23 protein-coding genes are annotated in these 21,661 nt (G+C 50.7%); 6 read left to right on the forward strand and 17 right to left on the reverse strand.

Annotation, left to right across the window (positions count from 1 at the left end; genetic code table 11):
- Positions 1-4 precede the first annotated feature (4 nt).
- The 14 genes from H6859_09120 to H6859_09185 form a co-directional block, all read right to left on the reverse strand.
- Complete coding sequence (locus H6859_09120) at positions 5-1,291, reverse strand: bifunctional folylpolyglutamate synthase/dihydrofolate synthase (GenBank protein USO05298.1); 1,287 nt, start codon at positions 1,289-1,291, stop codon at positions 5-7.
- A gap of 15 nt (positions 1,292-1,306) precedes the next feature.
- Positions 1,307-2,173 (reverse strand): acetyl-CoA carboxylase carboxyltransferase subunit beta, encoded by an 867-nt coding sequence (locus H6859_09125; GenBank protein USO05299.1) that lies wholly within the window; start codon positions 2,171-2,173, stop codon positions 1,307-1,309.
- 77 nt (positions 2,174-2,250) lie between these two features.
- Positions 2,251-3,027: a tryptophan synthase subunit alpha gene (locus tag H6859_09130; GenBank protein USO05300.1), complete on the reverse strand. Its 777-nt coding sequence runs from the start codon at positions 3,025-3,027 to the stop codon at positions 2,251-2,253.
- Positions 3,024-3,494 (reverse strand): GyrI-like domain-containing protein, encoded by a 471-nt coding sequence (locus H6859_09135; GenBank protein ID USO05301.1) that lies wholly within the window; start codon positions 3,492-3,494, stop codon positions 3,024-3,026. The genes H6859_09130 and H6859_09135 overlap by 4 nt, the downstream gene beginning before the upstream one ends.
- A complete protein-coding gene (gene trpB / locus H6859_09140) occupies positions 3,487-4,716 on the reverse strand; it encodes a tryptophan synthase subunit beta (protein USO05302.1) in 1,230 nt (409 codons plus the stop codon). Before trpB ends, H6859_09135 begins: the two co-directional genes overlap by 8 nt.
- Positions 4,717-4,722: 6 nt before the next feature.
- Positions 4,723-5,361 (reverse strand): phosphoribosylanthranilate isomerase, encoded by a 639-nt coding sequence (locus tag H6859_09145; protein USO05303.1) that lies wholly within the window; start codon positions 5,359-5,361, stop codon positions 4,723-4,725.
- Entirely contained in the window at positions 5,358-6,053 is a 696-nt protein-coding gene (gene pyrF / locus H6859_09150) for an orotidine-5'-phosphate decarboxylase (protein USO05304.1), read from the reverse strand. The genes H6859_09145 and pyrF overlap by 4 nt, the downstream gene beginning before the upstream one ends.
- A 27-nt stretch (positions 6,054-6,080) precedes the next feature.
- Positions 6,081-6,440: a LapA family protein gene (locus H6859_09155; protein ID USO05305.1), complete on the reverse strand. Its 360-nt coding sequence runs from the start codon at positions 6,438-6,440 to the stop codon at positions 6,081-6,083.
- A 23-nt stretch (positions 6,441-6,463) separates the two neighbouring features.
- Positions 6,464-6,787 (reverse strand): integration host factor subunit beta, encoded by a 324-nt coding sequence (locus H6859_09160; GenBank protein ID USO05306.1) that lies wholly within the window; start codon positions 6,785-6,787, stop codon positions 6,464-6,466.
- A 391-nt stretch (positions 6,788-7,178) separates the two neighbouring features.
- Positions 7,179-9,032, reverse strand: a complete 1,854-nt coding sequence (rpsA, locus tag H6859_09165) for a 30S ribosomal protein S1 (GenBank protein ID USO05307.1) — start codon at positions 9,030-9,032, stop codon at positions 7,179-7,181.
- 112 nt (positions 9,033-9,144) lie between these two features.
- Positions 9,145-9,819 carry a (d)CMP kinase gene (locus H6859_09170; GenBank protein ID USO05308.1) on the reverse strand — a complete coding sequence of 225 codons (675 nt, stop codon included), beginning with the start codon at positions 9,817-9,819 and terminating at the stop codon, positions 9,145-9,147.
- Positions 9,819-11,147 carry a 3-phosphoshikimate 1-carboxyvinyltransferase gene (gene aroA, locus H6859_09175; protein ID USO05309.1) on the reverse strand — a complete coding sequence of 443 codons (1,329 nt, stop codon included), beginning with the start codon at positions 11,145-11,147 and terminating at the stop codon, positions 9,819-9,821. The genes H6859_09170 and aroA overlap by 1 nt, the downstream gene beginning before the upstream one ends.
- A 55-nt stretch (positions 11,148-11,202) precedes the next feature.
- Entirely contained in the window at positions 11,203-13,395 is a 2,193-nt protein-coding gene (locus H6859_09180; protein ID USO05310.1) for an EAL domain-containing protein, read from the reverse strand.
- Positions 13,396-13,563: 168 nt separating this feature from the next.
- Complete coding sequence (locus H6859_09185; protein USO05311.1) at positions 13,564-14,757, reverse strand: hypothetical protein; 1,194 nt, start codon at positions 14,755-14,757, stop codon at positions 13,564-13,566.
- A gap of 24 nt (positions 14,758-14,781) precedes the next feature.
- Here H6859_09185 and pyrC point away from each other — a divergent pair, with 24 nt between their 5' ends.
- Together pyrC and H6859_09195 are read left to right on the forward strand one after the other, a co-directional pair.
- Entirely contained in the window at positions 14,782-15,876 is a 1,095-nt protein-coding gene (gene pyrC, locus H6859_09190) for a dihydroorotase (protein USO05312.1), read from the forward strand.
- 100 nt (positions 15,877-15,976) lie between these two features.
- Positions 15,977-16,882, forward strand: coding sequence for a response regulator (locus H6859_09195; protein USO05313.1), 906 nt, complete (start codon positions 15,977-15,979; stop codon positions 16,880-16,882).
- 185 nt (positions 16,883-17,067) lie between these two features.
- Here H6859_09195 and folE read toward each other — a convergent pair whose 3' ends face one another.
- Positions 17,068-17,670 (reverse strand): GTP cyclohydrolase I FolE, encoded by a 603-nt coding sequence (gene folE / locus H6859_09200; protein USO05314.1) that lies wholly within the window; start codon positions 17,668-17,670, stop codon positions 17,068-17,070.
- 83 nt (positions 17,671-17,753) lie between these two features.
- Here folE and H6859_09205 point away from each other — a divergent pair, with 83 nt between their 5' ends.
- On the forward strand, positions 17,754-19,127 hold the full coding sequence (locus H6859_09205) for a cysteine--tRNA ligase (GenBank protein USO05315.1): 1,374 nt from the start codon (positions 17,754-17,756) through the stop codon (positions 19,125-19,127).
- Between the two features lie 100 nt (positions 19,128-19,227).
- On the opposite strand, the gene H6859_09210 is transcribed toward H6859_09205, so the two are convergent.
- Entirely contained in the window at positions 19,228-19,959 is a 732-nt protein-coding gene (locus H6859_09210; protein ID USO05316.1) for a hypothetical protein, read from the reverse strand.
- Between the two features lie 24 nt (positions 19,960-19,983).
- Positions 19,984-20,373 (reverse strand): hypothetical protein, encoded by a 390-nt coding sequence (locus tag H6859_09215; GenBank protein ID USO05317.1) that lies wholly within the window; start codon positions 20,371-20,373, stop codon positions 19,984-19,986.
- Between the two features lie 99 nt (positions 20,374-20,472).
- Here H6859_09215 and H6859_09220 point away from each other — a divergent pair, with 99 nt between their 5' ends.
- From H6859_09220 to H6859_09230, 3 genes are all read left to right on the forward strand, one after another.
- Positions 20,473-20,655, forward strand: a complete 183-nt coding sequence (locus H6859_09220; GenBank protein ID USO05318.1) for a zinc-finger domain-containing protein — start codon at positions 20,473-20,475, stop codon at positions 20,653-20,655.
- A gap of 118 nt (positions 20,656-20,773) precedes the next feature.
- A complete protein-coding gene (locus tag H6859_09225) occupies positions 20,774-21,271 on the forward strand; it encodes an Hsp20 family protein (GenBank protein USO05319.1) in 498 nt (165 codons plus the stop codon).
- Positions 21,272-21,402: 131 nt separating this feature from the next.
- Entirely contained in the window at positions 21,403-21,633 is a 231-nt protein-coding gene (locus tag H6859_09230; protein ID USO05320.1) for a DUF1150 family protein, read from the forward strand.
- Positions 21,634-21,661 lie beyond the last annotated feature (28 nt).

The raw sequence follows: 21,661 nt of genomic DNA on the forward strand, positions 1-21,661 counted from the left end.
GAGGTTAAGTATGCGCTGATTTGCCTGCATCTTTCAAGACATGTCCTGCAAGGTATAACGATCCGGTGATGAGGATGAGGCCGGGTGAGAGGCTGGTTTGCTCGATATGGGTTAGTGCGTTTTGGTAGTTTTCGAAAATTTGTCCGCCGGATAGGGTTTTTTGTAGGTCTTCCGGGCTTTGGGCTTTGGGTTCACCGGGAATAGTGATTAAAGACAATGTATCGACAAAGGGGCGTAGGGGCGCGTAATAGGCGCGTGCGTCTTTGCCCTGGAGCATGGCGAGAATGATGTGGAGAGGCCGGTCGTCTTGTTTTTTCCATATAGCTACTTGTTCAGCAACGGCGTGCCCGGCATCTTCGTTATGGCCGCCATCAAGATATAGCTGCCAGTCTGGTGAAAGATTGTAATCTTCGGTATTGAGTTTTTGCAGGCGGGCGGGCCATTGGGCCATGGCCAATCCGGTTTTAATCTGTTCGTCTGTGAGCGGGAAGCGATCTTTGATGAGTTCCAATGTTTTGAGGGCGGCGGCTATATTGGCGCGTTGGTGCGGGCCGATGAGGGCGCAGGTTAGATTTTTCGGAACGTCTTCGGTTTGATAAAGCGCGGCCTTTATGCGCCGGGCAGTTTCTTCGAACACGTCTATAACGCCTGCGTTTAAGGCCTGGTTGCTTTGGGGTGCGATGATGCATGGCACCTTCGGTTTCATAATGCCTGCTTTTTCGGCGGCTATGGCGGTATATGTGTTGCCCAGATGTTCGGTATGATCAAGTCCGATGGAGGTTATGATTGTGACGAGCGGGTTTTCAATGACGTTGGTGCAATCGAGGCGACCACCCATGCCGACTTCGAGCAGGCAAATATCAGCGGGCGTGCGGGCGAAGGCGGCAAAGGCGATAGCGGTGGTGATTTCGAAAAAGGTTAAGTCGCCGCCTTCATTTAATTCCAGTGTTTCGTCAATCAGGGTTTCGAGGGCTTGATCATCGATTTCCTGGTTAGCCAGTATGATGCGTTCATTGAAATGAATGAGATGCGGTGAGGTGTACGTGTGCACTTTATATCCGGCGCTTTCCAAAATGGCGCGAAGCATGGCGATGGTGGAGCCTTTGCCGTTGGTGCCGGCGACGTGGATGACGGGGGGGAGGTTGCGTTCAGGATGGCCGAGCTTTTCGAGCAGGTCCAGATAGGGCGGGCGGAAAGACAAGTCGATCGTTTTATTGCGATTTAAGCGATAAAGCTGGTGCAGCTTGTCTTCCAGAGATTTTTCCGGGTGATTGAGGTCACTTTGATACATAGTGCCAGCTTTATGTTATGCGGCTTTTTTTTCAGTATTCATTAATAACCTAAGGATACGGCCCAGTGTTTCGTGCAGGTCTTTACGGTTGACGACCATATCGACCATGCCGTGTTCCTGCAGATATTCGGCGGTCTGGAAATCGTCAGGCAGTGTTTCGCGTACAGTTTCTTCAATGACGCGGCGACCGGCAAAGCCGATCATTGAGCCGGGCTCGGCCAGATGAATGTCACCAACCATAGCGAAGGAGGCGCTGACGCCGCCGGTTGTCGGGTCTGTGAGCAGGACGATATAAGGCAGCCTGGCCTCTTTGACCATTTCCACGGCGATGATCGAGCGTGGCATTTGCATGAGGGAGAGCATGCCTTCTTGCATGCGTGCGCCGCCGGATGAAGGGATGGCTATGAAAGCGGCATGGTCTTTCACGGCTTCTTGTGCGGCTTTGATTAATCCTTCGCCTACGGCTGTGCCCATAGAGCCGCCCATAAAGCTGAAGTTAAAAGCGGCTACGACAGCTTTTTGTCCGTCAATGGTGCCTTTGGCGATGGTGATGGCGTCTTTGAGGCCGGTTTTACTTTGGGTTTCTTTCAGGCGGTCAGCGTATTTTTTGCGGTCTTTGAATTTGAGTGGGTCGTGCGGGACGGACGGCACCCCGAGGGTTTCGTATTTACCGGCATCGAACATTATTTTCAGGCGTTCTTTGGCGGTGATGCGCAAATGGTGGTTGCAGTGATAGCAAACGTTCATATTTTCTGCGAGGTCGCGGTGGAACAGCATGCCTTCGCACGATGGGCATTGTTGCCAGAGGTTATCGGGCACTTCCTTTTGTTCGCCTACCAAAGAACGGACGCGGGGTCTGATAAAGTCTGTTAACCAGTTCATGTAAAATACCTTTTATTGTCGTAAAATACCGCCACTTTATCGGCTTTTGGTAGGCAAAAGTCAAGCTAAAGTGGAATTTATGACAGGGCATCGGACAGGGCTTTGACTTGCTCGGAAACGGCGCTGGCGTCGCGTTTTTCTGCGATGGTCTGGACGATGGATGAGCCAACGACGATGGCATCGCCCAGGGCGGCCATTTGCGCCGCATCTTGCGGGGTTTTGATGCCGAAACCGATGGCGATAGGCAGATCGGTGTGGGTTTTGATCTGTTCGATATGGGGTTTTATTTTGTTTAAATCGGCCTGTGCGGCGCCAGTGACGCCTGTGATGGAAACGTAATAGAGAAAGCCGCTGGCGCCTTCGAGGATTTTGGGCAATCTGCCCATGGTTGTTGTTGGGGTGAGCAGGCGGATGATGTCCAGATTGTTGGTTTTGGCGATTTCCTGCGCTTTGCCCGCTTCTTCGGGCGGCAGATCGACGATGATGAGGCCGTCTACTCCGGCGGCGCTGGCATCGTTCATAAATTTTTCAACGCCGTATTGCAGGATGGGGTTGAAATAACCCATCAGGACGATGGGGGTTGTATTGTTGCCTTTGCGGAAATCGCGAACCATTTGCAACGTTTGTTTCATGTTTGCGCCACTTTTCAGGGCGCGCTGTCCGGCAAGCTGGATGGTGGGGCCGTCGGCCATGGGATCGGTGAAGGGCATGCCGAGTTCGATAATGTCAGCGCCAGCTTCCGGCAGGGCCTTGAGCACGTCCAAGGAGGTTTTGGCGTCCGGATCTCCGGCCATGATAAAGGTGATCAGGGCGGGACGGTTGAGGGCTTTAAATGTGGCTTCTATACGGCTCATGATTTTACTCCAACATGCACCAAAACTTCGTTGACGCCTTGTTCGAAAAAGCGCGGGCCGTAAACTTCAAAATCGGTGGTGTATGAGCGCTCGATATCTGAAGACCAGATGGCTTCCCAGGTTTCGATCAGGGCTTTGGGTTGTTCACCGGCCGCGCTCATCACGGCGTATTCCTGCGGCTGTACGCGTACGCGGTGCATATCAATAGCGCACGCGTCATTGCTGACGCGGTAGCCGATAGTGAGGCGGTAGGGCGCTTCGTGATCGCCTTGATAATCGCTGTAGACGGCATAGATCGCGTCGTCAGTTTTGTCGAGAATTTGTTGTCCAATGCTTTCGGAAAAAAATCGTTCCCACAGGGCGTTGATATCGTCAGTACCTTTTTGATTGTCGGTTATGGTGGAAATGCCGACAACATCAAAAGCTTCAACTTCTGCTAGCCCGGCGCGGACTTCGTAATTAGCCATGGATCTTCACTCCCAGCTTGTCGGCGATGGTGAAGATGTCTTTATCGCCGCGGCCGCAGAGATTCATCACGATGATATCGTCTTTGGGCAGGGTGGGGGCGCGTTTCATGACATGTGCGAAGGCGTGGGCGGGTTCGAGCGCGGGCAGGATGCCTTCGAGCCGGGCCATGGTTTGAAAGGCTTCAATGGCTTCATCATCAGTGACGGAGACGTATTCCACGCGCCGTTGATCAAACAGCCAGGCGTGTTCAGGGCCGATGCCGGGATAATCCAGTCCGGCGGAAATCGAATGGGCTTCTTGAATCTGACCATCGTCATTTTGCAGGAAATAGGAATTCATGCCGTGCAGCACACCGGGCTTGCCGCCGGTGAGGCTGGCGGCATGCTGGCCTGTTCCAACGCCATGGCCGCCGGCTTCGACGCCGATCATCTTCACATCTGCATCATCCAGGAACGGGTGGAACAGGCCCATGGCGTTGGAACCCCCGCCGATACAGGCGACGAGATGGTCAGGCTGGCGGCCTTCTTTTTCCATGATTTGCTTTCGCACTTCTGTACCGATGATGGACTGGAAATCGCGGACCATGGCCGGGAAGGGGTGCGGGCCGGCAACGGTGCCGATCAGGTAGTATGTGTCATGGACGTTGGTGACCCAGTCGCGCATGGCTTCGTTCATGGCGTCTTTGAGCGTTCCTGCGCCGCTTTTGACGGCGCGGACTTCGGCGCCAAGCAACTTCATGCGGAAAACATTGGGAGCTTGGCGTTCAATATCGGTTGCACCCATAAACACTACGCATGGCAGGTTAAAGAGAGCGCAGACGGTGGCGGTGGCGACGCCGTGCTGGCCTGCGCCGGTTTCGCAGATGATGCGGGTTTTGCCCATACGCTTTGCTACGAGGATTTGACCGAGGCAGTGATTGATTTTGTGCGCGCCGGTATGGTTCAGTTCATCGCGCTTGAAATAGATTTTTGCGCCGCCGAGTTCTTCGGTTGTGCTCCCAGCAAAATAGAGCGGGGAGGGACGGCCAACATAGTTGCGCTGGAGGTTTTCCAATTCTTCCCAGAATTTCGGATCGGCTTTGGCGGCTTCATAGGCCTTTTCAACCTCGAGAATGAGGGGCATCAGGGTTTCGGCGACGTAGCGTCCGCCATAGGGGCCGAAATGGCCGCGTTCATCGGGTTGGTTACGGTAAGAATTGGTTTTTAGGTTTTTTTGGCTCATGGGCGCTTATATAGCGCTTTTGACTGCGTCGATAAAGGCTTTAATTTTAGCCGGGTCCTTAACGCCGGGGGCGCTTTCGACGCCGGAGGAGACGTCAACGGCTGTTGGGGAGAGTTGGGACAGAGCTTCAGCTACATTTTCGGGTGTGAGGCCGCCGGAGAGCATCCAGGGCCGCGAGAAGGTTTTTCCGGCGAGCAGCGACCAGTCGAAGCTATGGCCGGTGCCGCCGGGCAGGGTTGCGGCCTCGGGGCGGCTATCGAAGAGGAGCCAGTCGGCGGTTTCTTCGTAAGCGGGGACGGTTTCGAGGTCGGCGGGTTCGCGGATTTTGGTTGCTTTCATCACCGGCATGGCGAATTTGTCCTTAATTTGCTGCACGCGCTCGGGGCTTTCACTGCCGTGAAGCTGCAGCATATCGAGCGGGACAATGCCCAAGATATGTTCGAGTTGTTCGTTGGTGGGGTTAACGAACAGGCCGATGGCCTTGACGCCGGTGGGAAGCGTCAGGCTGAGTTCCTTTGCACTGTCGGCGGCGATGTTACGCGGGCTTGGCGGATAGAAGACAAAGCCGACATAGCGCGCACCGGCGGACGTGGCGGCGCTGAGGTTTTCCGGGTCTTTGAGGCCACAGATTTTAACGGCAGTCATTTGAGACTATCCATGATCTCTTGTGCGGCTTTGGCCGGGTCAGGGGCGCCTGTTATGGGGCGGCCGATGACCAGATGGGTGGCTCCTTTTTGCACCGCTTCATTTGGGGTCATGACCCGGTTTTGGTCTGCTTTTGCGCTTCCAGCGGGGCGGATGCCCGGGACCATGGTTTCAAATGAATCGGCGCATGATTCGCGGATGAGGGTGATTTCATGGGAGGAGCAGACGACGCCATCGAGGCCGCTGGTTTCGGCGAGCCGGGCCATTTGGATAACGCGTTCAGGGAGGCCTTCTTTATATCCTATTTTACATAATTCATTTTCTGAGAGGGAGGTGAGGATGGTGACGGCCAAGAGTTTTGTTTGCGGCGTGCAGGCCTCTTTTGCCGCTTCCATCATTTTACGGCCACCGGCGGCGTGGACGTTTAGGTAGGCTGGGGCGAAATTGGCGCAGATGGTGCGCACTGCGCCGGCGACCGTATTGGGGATATCATGGAATTTGAGGTCGATGAACAGGGCGGCGTCGGGAGCGGCGTTCTTGACGGTTTCTATGCCTGCAGGGCCGTGGGCGTTGATGAATTCCATACCGAGTTTCAGTGCGCCGGTGACGGGACCGATTGTGCGTGCCCAAAGCCGGGCTTGTTCAAGGTCGGCGGTGTCGAGGGCACAAAATATCAAAGGACGAGAACTCATCCTTGTTTTATGGCGGAATTTTGGGCTTTAGGCAAGGTGGTGTTTTTCTGCTGCGCTGGTGGGTAGTGCGCGGAAAAGTTCGGATGGCGGAGCATTTGCGGGCGATGTTTTTTTATTTTGCGCGTTTGCGAGTTCTTTTTCCAAAGCTTTGATGGTTTTGCGTTGTTGGCGGCTGCTACGGCGGGTGGGGGCGGTGTTCATCCACATGATGAATGCGCCGAAGATAAATCCAAGCGCCATGAACAACAATGTGAGCAGGTAGAGTGGAATTTCGAGCGGATCGTGGACAGGGCTATAGTTCAGCGCGATATTCTGACGGTTTGATACAGCGAAAGCCACGAGGGCAATGGCAATGATAAATCCAAAAATGGCGCGGATGAAGCTCATGGTTTAAGCTTTAGTTTCTGAATTTAGTACCAGGAATCCTCGCTGGACGAGGAATCATCACTCGGTGTTTTGTCATTAAGACGTTCGCGCAGGCCCTTGCCAGTTTTGAAAAATGGCAGGCGTTTGGCTTCGACATGAACTGATTCGCCAGTGCGCGGGTTGCGGCCTATACGCGCATCGCGGTGTTTGACAGAAAAAGCTCCAAATCCGCGGAGTTCGACGCGATTTCCATCGACCAGAGCCTGTGTGATTTCGTCAAAAATTGTATCGACGATTTTTTCGATGTCGCGCAAATACAAGTGCGGGCTGCGTTCAGCCAAACGTTGAATAAGTTCTGATTTTGTCATTACACTTTTAATCCTTCTTTATAGAGGCTTAGCTCGTATCTCACAGGCTGTCTTTTATATACGGATGAGTCTACACTGCCTGAAATCTAACCTCGGCGTCAAGAAAAAGCACAAAAAATTCGGCATTAATAACTTCGTATAGATAATCAATTTAGTTATCCGTGAAGAATATGGTGAGCGTGGTCTGGACCATGTGTATGTCTTTGGAATTGAAATAGCAGAATGTTTTGCAATGAAATCGTGCAAGAGCATGCCTGATACGGCTGTTTGGCCCTTCGATTGCGGTCGTTTCAGACTTTGTTTCCACATGCATGTGTTCGATGAAGTGTTTCAAGTATAAAAAAGCCGGGCTTTGTCGGCCCGGCTTTTGAATTTGTATATGAGACGTGTTTTAGTCTTCTTTTTTCTTATCGGCTTTTTTGTCAGCTTTTTTATCTGCGCTTTTTGCTTTGGCCTCATCATCTTTTTTCTTGGATGTTGTTTTTTTGGCCGCAGCTTTTTTCGCCGGGGTCTTTTTGGGCTTTTCTTCTTTGGCTTCTTTGCCTTTTTTCTCTTCTAAAGCGGCGCCGAGGATGTCACCCAAAGATGCACCCGATTCGGTTGAGCCGAACTCCTTCATGGCTTGTTTGTCTTCATCGACCTCGCGGGCTTTGATTGACAGGGCCACTTTGCGGGATTTTTTATCCATAGAGGTGATTTTCGCATCGACTTTTTCGCCAACAGCAAAGCGGTCCGGGCGTTGCTCAGAGCGTTCGCGCGACAGGTCAGCTTTTTTGATGAAGCCTTTGATGTTGTCGTTGACCGAGACTTCGATGCCGCCGGAGGTGATTTCGGTGACAGTGCAGGTGACAACAGCGCCTTTCTTGACACCGTCCATCGCGCCTTCGAATGGATCTTCTGTAAGCTGTTTAATGCCTAGAGCGACGCGTTCTTTGTCCGGATCAATCTCAAGGATTTTGACCTTGATTTTGTCGCCGGTTTTATAGGCTTTGAGGGCTTCTTCGCTTTCGTCTTCCCAGGAAATATCAGACAAGTGAACCATGCCGTCGATTTCATCATCGAGAGCGACGAACAGGCCGAATTCAGTGACGTTGCGTACTTCGCCTTCGAACTCTTCGCCTTCTTTATGGCTGGCTGCGTAAGCGCCCCAGGGATTATCCTGGCATTGTTTCAGGCCCAGTGAAATTCGGCGTTTTTCTTCGTCGACTTCCAGAATCATAACCTCAACTTCTTCAGACGTTGAAACAATTTTGCCCGGGTGGACGTTTTTCTTGGTCCATGACATTTCAGAGACGTGAACCAGGCCTTCGATACCATCTTCCAGTTCAACAAAAGCGCCATAATCAGCAATGTTGGTGATGCGGCCTTTGAGCCGTGTGCCGATTGGGAAGCGCGTGTCGATGTCTTTCCACGGATCGTCTTCGAGTTGTTTCATGCCTAGCGAGATGCGCTGGTTTTCTTCGTTAAAACGAATAACCTGTACGTCGATTGTCTGACCGACCTGCAGGGATTCAGATGGGTGATTGACGCGTTTCCATGAGATGTCGGTAACATGGAGCAGGCCATCAACACCGCCAAGGTCAACGAACGCACCGTAATCGGTGATGTTTTTGACAACGCCTTGCAGGACTTGACCTTCTTTGAGGTTGTCCATCAGGTCTGAACGGGCTTCGGCGCGGCTTTCTTCTAGAATGGCCCGGCGTGAAACGACGATATTGCCGCGGGCGCGGTCCATTTTCAAAATAAGGAACGGCTGCGGTGTATCCATCAGTGGCGATACATCGCGTACAGGGCGAATGTCAACCTGAGAGCCGGGAAGGAAGGCTACAGCGCCGCCGAGGTCGACTGTGAAGCCACCTTTGACGCGGCCAAAGATTACGCCGGTTACACGCTCTTCTTTTTCTGATGCTTTTTCCAGTTCGATCCAGGCTTCTTCGCGGCGGGCTTTTTCGCGAGATAGTACGGATTCGCCATCGCGGTTTTCCATGCGCTCTACGAAAACTTCGACAACGTCGCCGGTTTTGATTTCGGCGTCTTCGCCTGGGCGAGAGAATTCCTGCAAGGGAATGCGGCCTTCGGATTTCAGGCCGACATCAACGATTGCGAAATCGTCGGTGACGGCAATAATGGTTCCGTTTACAACGGAACCTGTAAAGTTTTCCTGTCCTTTGAGAGATTCTTCGAGAAGGGCGGCAAACTCTTTTGAGTCTGTTTTATCTTGGATTTTTGCGGCTACACTGGCCATATTTAAATTTCCTTCAATTAGGGTTAGGGTTTTTTTGTGCTTTCCACCGTTCCTGTTATCCTTTGTTTAAAAGGAGCGGCGAGCACGTTTTGAAAGCGATGTGTGAATGCGTTTAGAGCTTTAAACGCTCTTTGGCCAGAGACACAGCTTTTTCAAGCATTTCACCGGCATTAAGATCGGAAGAATCTATAATGATTGCATCATCTGCCGGTTTCATCGGAGCGGCCTTACGGTCAGCGTCACGCGCGTCTCTTTCACGCATATCCTTCAAAACGGCCCCATATGTAGCGGCAATCCCGCGCGATTGCAACTCTTTTAAGCGTCTTTTTGCGCGGATCTCGACATTGGCGGTGATGAAGAGTTTGAGCGGGGCATCTGGAACGATGATTGTGCCGATATCGCGGCCGTCTAAAATAGCGCCGTTATAGCCTTTGCCGGGGTTTTCAGCAAAGTCGGTCTGAATATTTTTGAGGACTTCACGTACGCGCGGGTGGGCTGCAACGATGGAGGCTTGCTGGCCGATTTGATCTGTGCGCAGGGCTGGATTATCGAGCACATCGGATGGGCTAGCGGCATTGGCAATCTTTTGAGCAAGGATTTGCGCGCCGTCGCGGGCATCGTTTTCGTCTTGCGCACTGAGGCCTGCGTCGTGAACTTCTAACGCGGTAGCGCGGTAGAGTGCGCCGGTATCCATATGGGCAAAGCCGAGACGGGCGGCAAGGCTGCGGGCCAATGTGCCTTTTCCACTGGCTGCAGGGCCGTCGATGGCGATGATGTTTTTACTCATCACAGGACCTTAATATCGCAGCCGAGTTCGTTCATGAGTTTGACGAAGTTCGGGAAGCTGGTCGCTATGGGGGTGCCGTCGTCGATGGAGATGGGCTCATCGGTGACGCTGCCCAGAACGAGGAAACTCATCGCGATGCGGTGATCAAGGGCGGTTTGAATGGTTGCCCCGCCTTTGGGCGGTTTGCCGGTTCCATGAATAGTGAGCCAGTCTTCACCCATTTCAAGGTTTACACCGCAGGTTTTTAAACCCTCGGCGACCATGAGCAGGCGATCGCTTTCCTTGACGCGCAGCTCGGCCAGCCCGGTCATTTTCGTTGTGCCGTTGGCGCAGCTGGCTGCCATAGCGAGAATAGGGAATTCGTCAATCATTGACGGGACGCGGGCCGGATCAACATCGATGCCTTTGAGTGCGCCATTGCCGCGCACGATGATATTGGCAACTTCTTCACCGGCCTGAAGACGTTTGTTTTCGAATGTAATATCGGCGCCCATGTCCTGGAGCGTGAGATACAGGCCGTTACGACGGGTGCTGATCGCGATGTTGGCCAGCGTGATTTCAGAGCCTTCGTGTAGTACGGCGGCAACGGCCGGAAAAGCGGCGGAGGACGGGTCTGCGGGTACGTCAACTGCGCCGGGCTGGAGTTCTTGCTGGCCGAGAATGCTAATGGCGCTGGCGCCGTTTTCCAATGTTTCGATTTGTACGTCGATGCCGAAAGCTGTGAGCATTTTTTCGGTGTGATCGCGGGTAGGTTTTTCTTCGATGACCGTGGTGGTACCACGCGCATTCAGTCCTGCGAGCAAGATGGCGGATTTGACTTGCGCGCTGGCTACGGGCAAGCGGTATTCGATGGCGAGCGTATCTTCCGGCCCGGTGACGGTGAGAGGAAGTTTATCGCCATCGGTGGCTTCTATGCCCGCGCCCATCATTTCGAGTGGGGTGATGACGCGCCGCATCGGGCGTTTTGACAGTGAGGCGTCGCCGGTAAAAGTGGCTTTGATCGGATGACCGCCGACAAGGCCGATGAGCAGGCGCGTGGAGGTGCCTGAATTGCCCATTTCGAGCGGGGCAGCCGGCGTTTGTAAATTGCCGATGCCTACGCCATAGGTGCGCCACAGACCGTCGGGGCTTTTTTCAATTTTTGCGCCGAGCCCGCGCATGGCTTGGGCGGTGCACAGAACGTCTTCCCCTTCAAGCAGGCCGGAAATCATGGTTTCGCCGATGGTCAGTGCGCCAAACATCAGGGCGCGGTGCGATATTGATTTGTCGCCCGGAATGCGGGGACGACCTGTCAGGATTTTTGTTTTGTGGGAGATCAGTGCGTTCATGCGCTTACAGATACAGGTTCAGGGCGCTTGATTCAACCGTATTTCTTGACGGGCTCTAATCGACAGGGTTGAGATCGTTTTTGTAGTTTTTTGCAAAGTGTAAGAAGTCTTTTGCCGGAACAGGGCGAGAATAGCGGAAGCCCTGGACTTCGTCACAGCCTTCCTTGATAAGGAAGGCTTCGTGATCTATCGTTTCTACGCCTTCGGCGATAACTTTCAGGTTTAGTGCGTGGCCCAGGGCAATGATGGTGCGTGCGATGGAAGCATCATCCTGGTCATTCAGGGCATTGCGGATAAAGCTTTGGTCGATTTTGAGGCGGTCGATCGGGAACTGACGCAGATATGACAGGGAAGAATAACCGGTGCCAAAATCATCAATGGCAAGCTCTACGCCAATGGCATGAAGATTTTGCAGCGTTTGGATTGTATGAGAAATATCGTCCATAAAGACGCTTTCTGTGACTTCCAGTTCAACTTTGTGGGCATCGATGCCCACTTCAGAGATTGTTTTTTGTGTGAAGGCGCAGATGTCGCTTTGTGAGAATTGGTGCGCTGAAACGTTGATGGCAATGCGGATGTCGATACCATGTTCGTCTTTCCAGCTTTTTGCCATTTTGCAAGCTGTGAGCATGACCCATTCGCCGATCGGGACGATGAGGCCTGATTGTTCGGCCACGGGGATGAAGTCTGCGGGGGAAATAAAAGTTCCGCCTTCTTTAGAATTGTCGGGTTTGAACCAACGCAGCAGTGCTTCGGCGCCGATGATTTCACCTGAGCGCAGGTCAATCTGGGGTTGGTAATAGAGTTCGAGTTGATCATGTTCCATGGCATCGCGCAGATTGCGCAGCATTTGGAAACGGGCCTGCACGGCGCGGTCGAAATCTTCGGAATATTCCTTGATAGTGTCGCGGCCTTCTTCTTTGGCACGGTTGAGTGCGATGTCGGCATTTTTCAAGACTTGATCTGGATCAATGGCATCATCCGGGAATGTTGCAACGCCAATAGAAGCGCGGACCTGGAAGGATTCGTTGAAAACCTTGAAAGGCTCGGAGCGGATGACGTGCCAGACTTTTTCAGCGACAGCACGTGATGAGCTGATTTCAGTTGAGAGCGGCATCATTATTACATATTCGTCCTCGCCGGATTTTGAAACTACAGCGCTTTCGGGCATTGCAGAGCGCAGGCGGCGGGCAACGCTGCGTAGAATTGCATCGCCAATGTTGTGACCCATGGAATCGTTAATATCTTTAAAATGGTCCAAATCAACTGTGACAACGGCAAAGCGTTCGGCACTGCCATCTTGTTTTTGGCGGGCCTGTTCGTTGAGTGTTTGGACAAAGAGAGTTCGGTTTGGCAGACCTGTAAGCGTGTCGTAATATGCCAGTTTGTGAATTTTATCCTCGGCGGCGCTTTTGATGCGCGTGAGATTTTCGGCATTTTGATGGATGAGTTTTTGTGTGAGCTCAATGGCGCTGCCGATTTCATCACGGTTATCAAACGGGGATTTCGGAATATCTGGCTCTTCCGGTGCTTTAAAGGCGGCGAGCAAGTTGCTGCGCATGAAGAGCATAGGTTCCAGCAACCAGTGTCCCAGAGCAATCATCAATACGGTTGTGACGAAGAGCGACATGATCAGCATGATTTTAATGGTATCGGTGATGAAGTAGGCGATTTGCTCCTGTACAGAATCGGCATCTATTTTTATGGCGATATAGTAGGGTCGTTTGAGGTCTGCCGCATTGAGAACGATCTCATACAACCCTATGTCAGGCATGTATTTAGAATGCCCGCGCGCTGTCATGTGTTCTTTTTTGATGCTTGGTGCAGCTCCATAGGAGGCAATAGACTCATTTTGGTATGAATATATGCTTATGCCTTTGACGTTGCTGATAATCATAAAGCGTGCAGCTTGTTCGCTGGTGAAAGGTGCTTCGTTGTACCCTGCTGACGGGTTAATCATTGCGGCGATTGCAGTGCTGTTTGTTTCTTTGAGGTCGTCAAGCAGGCGTTGCCGGAAGGCCGGCACAGTCCCGAAATTCATGATCATGGTTTGTACCAGCAGAATGGTCATGAACACGGCTGCGGCGATACGCCAGCTTAGCCTGCTTTTCCAGATTTGGCTGGAAGAAGATGTCAGGGCGCGGTTTAGTCTTTTGGGCTTATCGTGTCGTTTTGGGCTCAACTTTTTGTTACTCGTGGTTTTGTTTGAGGTTCTAAGGAAACTTGTTTTTGTGTTTGTAGGTAACATCCAGACCTAAACATTCTACATTGGCTTTAACGCAGGAAAAAGCGAATTTATCTATTATTTTGTTAATATGGAATTCTACGATTCTTTAGCTGTCTATAATTCTAAGAGGAAAAACTTAAAAACGTCTTTATTTTTGTGATTTTAGTCTAATTGAGAATTGTATTTTCCTTAAATTTTTTGGGCATGTAACATAGTTTTTGTGCCGTTCGCAAGCGTACAGGCAAAAAGATAATCTTGTCCTCCATCTTTGATTTTGAGTTTTTTACGCAGGGTTGGGGCGTTTATCGGGAAATTGCGGACGGTTATATGCGCTTGTTTTAATGGTATTTTTTCAGCTTTTGGCGGATACTGGCCGATGATTTCGAAACTGCGGCCAGGGAAATCCGCAACCCATTCATCGGAGGTGTAGAGATGAGTTTGGGGCGCGAGTTTATGAACGGCGTATTTTGGGGCGATCATGTTAAATCCGCCGCTTTTTTGAAAGGCGGGTCCGGGTTCGTAAAGATAGGATAAGGGTTGTGAAAGTGGGGCCCGGCAGGTTTTTTCTTCTTCTTGCGTAAAGCGCATTTCATATAAAGGATTTCCACTGTCATCAAGGCTTACGGCGATGATTGCCGGCATGGTTTTTGTATTGTTGTTTAGGATAAACAACACTTCTTTGCATTCGCTGCGCCATTGGATGCAATGGACTTCGCGAGCAGATGCGCCGGTAGATTCAAGGGTGGCGATGCCTTGTGTGATGTCGAGCATGGGTGAAGTTTTGACGATTACGGTTCGGGTTTTTTCCAGCAGATTGGGGAGCAGCGACAAAATGTTGGGTGCACAGTCTTCAAACCGGTACTTACCTTTTTGATTGGAATCACGGCGCTGGGGGTCAATGAGCGCGACATCAAGCGGCGGCATGGTTTTGATAAAGTTTTCGGCGCTGGTATTGATAATTTCGACCGGGACGCTGCTGAGTAGGGTTAAATTGTGTGCGAGCAGACTTGCGGCGCTCTTGTCTTTTTCGATGCAAGTGCCGTTTGTGAAATGCTCGGTGAACGCGCAGGTGTCGATGCCGCAGCCGCCAGTGAGATCAACAAAATTTTGTCCCTGGATCAGTCCGGCTTTATAGCGCGCCGTTGCGGCAGAAGAGGCTTGTTCGAGTAAATCCGGCGGCGGGAAGATGATGTTCTTATGGTGAGTAAGCCAGAGCGGGATTTTTTGCCGGGCTTTTTGGCGGGATTTGATTTGGTCGAGAATCAGCTTGTAGTCCCAATCGGCAACGGGAGGTTTTTTTAGCGCGAGCGCGGCGATATCGTCTTTTTCATGCGCGGTGATGAATTCTTGAATATCGGGGTTTAAAAGGCTTTGCCAAGACATGGTTGTTAGGGTAAATCATTAGTCATGAAAATGACATTCCCGAAATGGTATGATTTGCACGTACATTTGCGTCAGGATCCGTTAGTTGGGCCGATTGTTCAATCTCAGATTGATATGGGCTGTTGCGGCGTTTTGGCGATGCCTAATACCAAACCGCCGGTGGCCAAGGTTTTTCGTGATGATCCGCTGGATTACTGGTGCATTGAAGATTATGTCGATTTGATTAAAAAATCCGGAGGGGATGCATTTCAGGATATACTCGTGCCGCTGTATCTGACCAAAGATACGATGCCGGAAATGATTGAGAAAGGCACGAAGGCGGATGTGCTTAGGGCGTGTAAATATTATCCGCCGCATGGGACGACGGGTGCGGATTTTGGTTATCCGTTTATGAATTTCTTTGACAATGGCGTGTTTGAAGCGATGCAAGACTATGGCGTTGTTCTGTGCGTTCATGGTGAAGAGCATCACATGAGGGGCGAGGATTATTTTGCTGCGGGGACGAATGCGGAGGATTTCTTTTATCGTGAGCGGATGCCCAAGCTTGTAGAGGCTTTCCCAGACTTAAAAGTTGCGTGTGAGCACGTGACGACGGCCACAGCTGTGGCTTTTGTACAAGGTGCGGGGGTGAATGTTGCAGCCTCAATTACGCCGCAGCATTTGCTTTATACGGTCGGGCATTTGCTGCAGGGGCTTAAATATCATCTATATTGTTTGCCGTTGCTTAAATTTGAAGAAGACCGCGCTGCGCTTCGGGCGGCGGCGGTCGATCCGGCTAATGCTAAATTTTATGCCGGAACGGATAGCGCGCCGCATACGACCAAGGCTACGGATTGTGGCTGCGCGGCGGGATGTTTTACCGGGGCCATCGCGCCGCAGCTTTATGCAATGGCGTTTGAAGAGGCGGGGGTGAATTTGGAAACAAAGGCCGGGCAAAAGGTGTTTGAAGCGTTTTTATGTCGTAATGGCCCTGCGTTTTACGAGCTTGCGGCTGCGAAAGAGACATTCACTCTTGAAAAAGCGTTTCAGCCGGTGGAAATGCTCGAAACACCCGAGGGGACGATTACGCCGTTGCCGCTGGGTTTGAAACAAGATGGTTTGCCCTGGCGGATATCGTAACTCCGTAATATATATACAGAAAATTAAGGCTTTTTCCTTAAAATTGATGGTGGGAGTATAAAAAACGTCCGCAATTGGGCGTGGGCAAGGGTGAAGGGCGATGGAACTGATACGGGGTAGTACTGAACATTATTTCATGAAAGTACTGGATGATTTGAAAGGGCAGCCAACTCATTGGTATGGTTTGCATTTTTGTTTGTCCAAAATATTGGATCATACGGATCTTGTTTCTGATATTACTATGATGGCACAAAAAATTGATGCTGCCCGGGCGCGTAGTGACGTATTTGCCGATGAGTTGTATGGCGTTTTGAAGGATTATTTCAAGGGTTCACTTTGCGTTTTTGAAGATTTGGATGTTTTTGCCCTGGTGCAGGTGCGCGATAAGATGGATATAAAACATCTTGATGAAGCTTTTAATAAGATGAAAGCAAAGTTACCTAAAGGCTATGCGGGTATGGACGGGTTGGCCAATCAGCTGCGCAATTATCAAAAGTTTGCCGATGAAAAAGTTTTGAGCGCGCGTAAGTTTGAGGCTTATCAGGCTATGGCCGACAAGCACAAAATTTCCAGCATTCAAGTGCGGCGTAAGCGCCGGGAATCGCCGCTTGTTATGGTTGTAGAAGATGACCGTTTTACAGCGCATTACGCTTCAATGATTTTGAGCACGGATTTTGATCTGATTGTTTGTAAAGACGGTGAAGAGGCTGTGCAGGCTTATATTGAACATGCACCGGATATTGTGTTTTTGGACATTCACTTGCCCGGTATGAGCGGGCATGATGTGTTGCAATCACTTCATGCAGTTGATCCACAAGGGTTTGTGGTGATGTTGAGCGTGGATACAGTGCGGGATAATATTGTGCGGGCCAGCCAGATGGGGGCACGTAATTTTGTCAAGAAGCCGTTTACCAAAGAGCGCTTGATTGAAATTGTTAAAAACTCACCTTACGTGCGTGAGTTGACGCGCAGTGACCGGGCGGGCAGTGAAACGATGTTCCATTAAAACGATGGCAGTTTTAATCTCTCTCAGGTTTAATTCCTTGCCGCTTGCGGCGTAATCGTCATCGCGAGCGCAGCAAAGCGATCCAGCGCCACAAGAATAAATTCTGGATTGCTTCACCGCCTTTGGCGGTTCGCAATGACGTGATACCTCGCCTCTTGGGGTGGGGGTGTTCATTTCTTCCGAGGTTAGTTTTTGTCTATCATGCGCAGGAAACGAGTCTGAACGGCTTCTTCTTTAAATTTTCCAGTGAATGTTGATGTTACGGTTGAGGATTGGCGTTTTTTGACGCCGCGGATCGACATGCACTGGTGGTCAGCATCGATGTAGACGGCGACGCCTTTTGGTTTGAGGGTGGTTTCGATACATTCTGCGATTCCGCTGGTCATGTTTTCCTGGGAGATAAGGCGGCTGGAGAGTATATCGACGATGCGCGCGAGTTTGGAGATGCCGACAACTTTTTCATCCGGCCAGTAGGCGACGTGTGCCACGCCGTTAATCGGCACCATGTGGTGTTCACAGTGTGAGGTGAATTCTATATCTTTGACCAGAACTATGTCGTCAAAGCCTTCAATATCCTCAAAGGTTTTGGAGAGTTCTTTGGCCGGGTTCTGGTTGTAGCCTTCGAAAAATTCGTCATAGGCGCGTACAACACGCGCTGGTGTTTCGATTAGTCCTTCGCGCGCAGGGTCTTCGCCGATATAGCGCAGGAGTATTCTGATCGCTTCTTCTGCTTCTTCGCGGCTTGGTTTTTTGTCGCTGCCTATTTCGACAATTTTGGATGAAACCATTTGAAAAATCCTTATGTTTGTTGTCTTCTAGCGTCTTAGCGCTGGATTTTCCAGTAAAAAACACACAAAAAGTAGAATTAGCTATGTCGAGCCCTCAGTTTTTCAACAGTCTGACCCGTAAAAAAGAGGATTTTGTGCCTTTAAATCCTGCGCATGTACGGCTGTACGCGTGTGGACCAACGGTTTATAATTATGCGCATATTGGTAATGCGCGCATGGCTGTGGTGTTTGATTTGCTGACCCGTGTGCTTAAGAGCCTTTATCCGAAGGTTACCTATGTATCCAACATTACGGATGTAGATGACAAGATTATTGCGTCGCACAAGGCTACGGGTGAGCCGATTGATGTGATTACACGCAAATATGAGAAAATTTATAATGATGATATGGCCGCGCTGGGGTGCGCTGCGCCCGATATTCAGCCGCGGGCGACTGAGCATATTGGCGAGATGATTGCAATGATTGAAGCCTTGATTGAGCACGGGCATGCTTATGAGGCAGATGGGCATGTCTTGTTTCATGTACCGTCTTTTGAGGGTTATGGCGGGCTTTCAGGGCGAAGCCGGGATGAGCAGATTGCCGGGGCGCGGGTTGAGGTTGCGTCCTATAAGAAAGATCCGGCGGATTTTGTGTTGTGGAAACCTTCAACGGATGATGAGCCGGGTTGGGATAGCCCATGGGGGCGGGGCCGTCCGGGCTGGCATATTGAATGCAGTGCGATGAGCGCGAAGCATTTGGGCCTGCCGTTTGATATTCACGGCGGTGGGGCGGATTTGAAATTCCCGCATCACGAAAACGAGATTGCGCAAAGTTGCTGCGCATCAGGGCATGAAGATGACTTAAGCGCTTTTGCGAAAGTCTGGGTGCATAACGGTTTTGTCACCGTTGATGGTGAGAAAATGTCCAAATCGCTGGGCAATTTTTTGCTTGTGCACGATTTGATAGAGACATATCCGGGTGAGGCGTTGCGTTTGACGTTGTTGTCGGCGCATTATCGTCAGCCTTTGGACTGGTCGGAAGATAAGGTGCAGCAAAGCCGGAAACAGCTTGACCGATTTTATACCCGTCTGGATGAGATGGCGGAGATGGATGCGGTTGAAACGGATGTGCCGCAAGGGGTTTTGGATGCTTTATGTGATGACCTGAATACGCCGCAGGCGATGGCGGAGATGAATGCGCTTTTGAAAAAAGAGAATTCTCCGGAACTTAAAGGTGAGATTCTTGCTGCGGGGAATTTATTGGGGATATTGCAGCAAAATCCCCAAGAATGGTTAGGGTTTTCTGGTGATGTAGAAAGCGGCGACAATGACTCTATTGAAGTATTGCTGCAAGAAAGGGCTGTAGCAAAAGTAGAGAAGAATTTTGCGCGGGCGGATGAAATCCGTGATCAGTTGACGGCTATGGGGATTGAAATTCTCGATACGTCTGAAGGGACGAAGTGGCGGAAAATCTCTTAGTTCATTTTGTTATTGCGAGGAGAGCGATAGCTCGACGCGGCAATCTAATCCTTAAGAGATGGATTGCTTCGCCTGCGGCTCGCAATGACGGAGGGTGCTTTTACCGGGCGACCAGGACTTTGTAGAAAACATATTCGGCTGGAGCGTTTGTTTTCTGGAAGCATCCGGTGAGCTTGCCATCAAGCGGTTCGCCGCCGGCTTCATCGCCAATGGTTTCATTATAGCCGAAGCTGCCAATATAGCGGGTTTCGCTAAAATCGGAGTCGGTTGGCGGGGTTGTCGAGGCATCTGTCACGCCAAGCAGGTCGTTGAGCTGCTGGCAGACGACAAGCTGGAGTTCGTCGACGATCAGGATCAGATCTGCACAAGCGGCTGCACCGCAGGTGGTGCCGACATTTTCAATTTCGTTATCTCCATATATGTGCCAGAGATTATCAGGCGTTGCTGTCGAATCCATAGCTTCGGAAGGAGCCTGTGTCCATGTTAGTCCGGCTCCGCTGGGGTGGAAGATTTTATTGAGGTCGTCGCCGCATCCAGCGTGGTTATAGTCGCTTGCCCCCCAGCTTGCGTGGTCAAAGCACAGGGCGCTTAAATCTGTGCCGCGTAGGCGGATCTGGCTGACGGCTGAGGCTATGACGTTGGCGAATTCGATTATTTCGGTAGCGTAGAGCCGTGCGCGTTCAGCGTTGAGTTGTTTGATATTGCCGCGGGTGGAGTTGGCCACGGCGAAGGATAGTGCGGCAATTAAGGCGACAGCAATCAGGATATAAAACAGGACATTGCCACTTTCATTTTGATGATCAAGGTGGTGTTTGGTACGTGCGTGTTTCATTTTTTTATTATAGCTGAATTCGGCTTAAGCGCGAAACGCTTTGAAATCGCTTTCGCAAGATTTTGGAATATGGACGGGCATGGTTGTTTGCCCTTTAGCGGCCAGGGTGAGGAGAACTGCCCGTCCTGAGCCGATTTCGATATTGTCGAGTATGCCGATGCCCAGTAGCGGTTTTTCGAGGGGCTGTCCGGTTTCGAGCGCTTCTTCAACTGCCCGGCGTTTGGCTTGTTCGTTTTCGCTTAAGGCGTTTAAGGGTTTAATTGAGCCGTCATTTTCCAACCATTCAAAGCTGTAGAGTGAGTTTTTCCAGCTTTCGAGCGTGCGCGCTATATCAATTGTGATTTCGATATATTGGTCCGGCCGCATCTGTGCGGTTTTGTTGTCTGTAAACTCTATGGCGGTCTTCGCATTCATTTGATGATTGTTTTGGTTCCGAGATGTGGTTTAATACAGTGTTCTTAGGGTTGTTATAACCTGTAATGAACTAATAAATTGTAAAAGGGTTACGAAAATATGACTGATAGTATGCATGTGCAAAGCCCGGAGATTATAAGTGTGCCTGAAGCGTGCGATGGCGTTTTGTGTGATGGTGGCGGGGGTGCTTTTGGTCATCCGAAGGTTTGGTACAGTTTTGAAGATCGGGATAGCGTGGAGTGTAGTTATTGTAACAGGTTGTTTGTGAAAGAGGGCCCGTAAAGCTGCTATCGCAGCGATGCTTGATTCAAATTTATAAAATCCTATATAATTGGTGCGCGGTGCCTATGAAGGGCTGCATATATGATGGTTTAACTCGCTCATATGAGGAGACAAGACAATGAGTACAGGACGTTTGACGTTGTTCGACAGCCCGCTTTTTTTGGGGTTTGACGAAATTGAAAAGACATTTGACCGTATGCGTAAATCTGGCGCAGAAGGTTATCCTCCTTATAATATTGAACAAATTGGCGAAAGCGGCTTGCGGATTACGCTGGCTGTGGCTGGGTTTACTATGGAGACTCTCGATGTTGAAGTTGAGAGTAATCAGTTGGTGATCCGCGGGCGGCAGCCTGAGGAGGATGAAGAGCGTGTGTATTTGCACCGCGGGATAGCGGGGCGACAATTCCAGCGCAGCTTTGTGCTGGCCGATGGGATTGAGGTGCGCGGGGCATCGCTGGATAACGGGTTGCTTCATATAGATCTGGAGCGGGTTATTCCGGAATCAAGCGCTCGCAAGATCGAGATTCAGGGTGTCAAGAAAAACGGCGTGTTGCCCAAGGCGATTGATGTCGAAGCGTCTGATTCTGAGGAGAAGAAGGGTAAGCGGGGCGAGTAGATCTTAGGGTCAAAACTCATTGCTTTCATCCATTCTGCGCGTATTAAATTTTTGACCCTAGTCTTTGTGTACGATTTTTAATGTTTTTAGGGCGTAGACGGGCTATACTAAAAGCTTGATGAGGGTATAAAATGATCAACAATCAAAGACAAACACCAGAACATCTTAAAAAACTTTCACCGCAGGATTTCCTGTCTTATGGTGTGCAGAATATTGCGTATGTACGCGAAATTCATGTTGATGGCCGTGATGGTTTTGCGGTGCATGCGGCTGATGGGACGCCGCTGTCTGTCATGGATAGTCTGGAAGAAGCGCTGCATATCATTCGTCATAATGATTTAGAATCCGCAATCTTGCATTAAGCATTAGTAGTTTGGAATGTAAAAAACC

The sequence above is a fragment of the Rhodospirillales bacterium genome (genome assembly GCA_023898785.1).
In the GTDB taxonomy this organism is placed as follows: Bacteria; Pseudomonadota; Alphaproteobacteria; order Micavibrionales; family Micavibrionaceae; genus TMED27.

Coding starts and splice junctions, on each gene's coding strand:
- H6859_09120 (USO05298.1), bottom strand. CDS start 1,291: ATGTATCAAAGTGACCTCAATCACCCGGAAAAATCTCTGGAAGACAAG.
- H6859_09125 (USO05299.1), bottom strand. CDS start 2,173: ATGAACTGGTTAACAGACTTTATCAGACCCCGCGTCCGTTCTTTGGTA.
- H6859_09130 (USO05300.1), bottom strand. CDS start 3,027: ATGAGCCGTATAGAAGCCACATTTAAAGCCCTCAACCGTCCCGCCCTG.
- H6859_09135 (USO05301.1), bottom strand. CDS start 3,494: ATGGCTAATTACGAAGTCCGCGCCGGGCTAGCAGAAGTTGAAGCTTTT.
- trpB (USO05302.1), bottom strand. CDS start 4,716: ATGAGCCAAAAAAACCTAAAAACCAATTCTTACCGTAACCAACCCGAT.
- H6859_09145 (USO05303.1), bottom strand. CDS start 5,361: ATGACTGCCGTTAAAATCTGTGGCCTCAAAGACCCGGAAAACCTCAGC.
- pyrF (USO05304.1), bottom strand. CDS start 6,053: ATGAGTTCTCGTCCTTTGATATTTTGTGCCCTCGACACCGCCGACCTT.
- H6859_09155 (USO05305.1), bottom strand. CDS start 6,440: ATGAGCTTCATCCGCGCCATTTTTGGATTTATCATTGCCATTGCCCTC.
- H6859_09160 (USO05306.1), bottom strand. CDS start 6,787: ATGACAAAATCAGAACTTATTCAACGTTTGGCTGAACGCAGCCCGCAC.
- rpsA (USO05307.1), bottom strand. CDS start 9,032: ATGGCCAGTGTAGCCGCAAAAATCCAAGATAAAACAGACTCAAAAGAG.
- H6859_09170 (USO05308.1), bottom strand. CDS start 9,819: ATGAGTAAAAACATCATCGCCATCGACGGCCCTGCAGCCAGTGGAAAA.
- aroA (USO05309.1), bottom strand. CDS start 11,147: ATGAACGCACTGATCTCCCACAAAACAAAAATCCTGACAGGTCGTCCC.
- H6859_09180 (USO05310.1), bottom strand. CDS start 13,395: ATGTTACCTACAAACACAAAAACAAGTTTCCTTAGAACCTCAAACAAA.
- H6859_09185 (USO05311.1), bottom strand. CDS start 14,757: ATGTCTTGGCAAAGCCTTTTAAACCCCGATATTCAAGAATTCATCACC.
- pyrC (USO05312.1), top strand. CDS start 14,782: ATGAAAATGACATTCCCGAAATGGTATGATTTGCACGTACATTTGCGT.
- H6859_09195 (USO05313.1), top strand. CDS start 15,977: ATGGAACTGATACGGGGTAGTACTGAACATTATTTCATGAAAGTACTG.
- folE (USO05314.1), bottom strand. CDS start 17,670: ATGGTTTCATCCAAAATTGTCGAAATAGGCAGCGACAAAAAACCAAGC.
- H6859_09205 (USO05315.1), top strand. CDS start 17,754: ATGTCGAGCCCTCAGTTTTTCAACAGTCTGACCCGTAAAAAAGAGGAT.
- H6859_09210 (USO05316.1), bottom strand. CDS start 19,959: ATGAAACACGCACGTACCAAACACCACCTTGATCATCAAAATGAAAGT.
- H6859_09215 (USO05317.1), bottom strand. CDS start 20,373: ATGAATGCGAAGACCGCCATAGAGTTTACAGACAACAAAACCGCACAG.
- H6859_09220 (USO05318.1), top strand. CDS start 20,473: ATGACTGATAGTATGCATGTGCAAAGCCCGGAGATTATAAGTGTGCCT.
- H6859_09225 (USO05319.1), top strand. CDS start 20,774: ATGAGTACAGGACGTTTGACGTTGTTCGACAGCCCGCTTTTTTTGGGG.
- H6859_09230 (USO05320.1), top strand. CDS start 21,403: ATGATCAACAATCAAAGACAAACACCAGAACATCTTAAAAAACTTTCA.